Origin of the sequence: Methylobacterium sp. CCH7-A2 (assembly GCF_001557075.1) — a bacterium.
In the GTDB taxonomy this organism is placed as follows: Bacteria; Pseudomonadota; Alphaproteobacteria; order Rhizobiales; family Beijerinckiaceae; genus Allobosea; species Allobosea massiliensis.
Genome location: NZ_LSKN01000283.1, coordinates 1 through 275 on the forward strand (window position 1 = coordinate 1; position 275 = coordinate 275).

The following is a 275-nucleotide window of genomic DNA, read 5'->3' on the forward strand; positions in this document are numbered from 1 at the left end:
AGGCGGTGGTGCAGACCGGCAAGCCGCTGCTGATCGTGGCCGAGGATGTCGAGGGTGAGGCGCTCGCCACGCTCGTCGTCAACAAGCTCCGCGGCGGGCTGAAGATCGCCGCGGTCAAGGCGCCGGGCTTCGGTGACCGCCGCAAGGCCATGCTCGAGGACATCGCGATCCTCACTGGCGGCACCGCGATCTCCGAGGACCTCGGTATCAAGTTGGAGACCGTGACGCTCAACATGCTCGGCCGCGCCAAGAAGGTCCGGATCGAGAAGGAGAAC

At 66.5% G+C, this 275-nt stretch carries 1 pseudogene; it reads left to right on the plus strand.

Annotation, left to right across the window (positions count from 1 at the left end):
• A pseudogene (locus AX750_RS21130) lies at positions 1 to 275 on the plus strand (TCP-1/cpn60 chaperonin family protein); the annotation flags it as partial.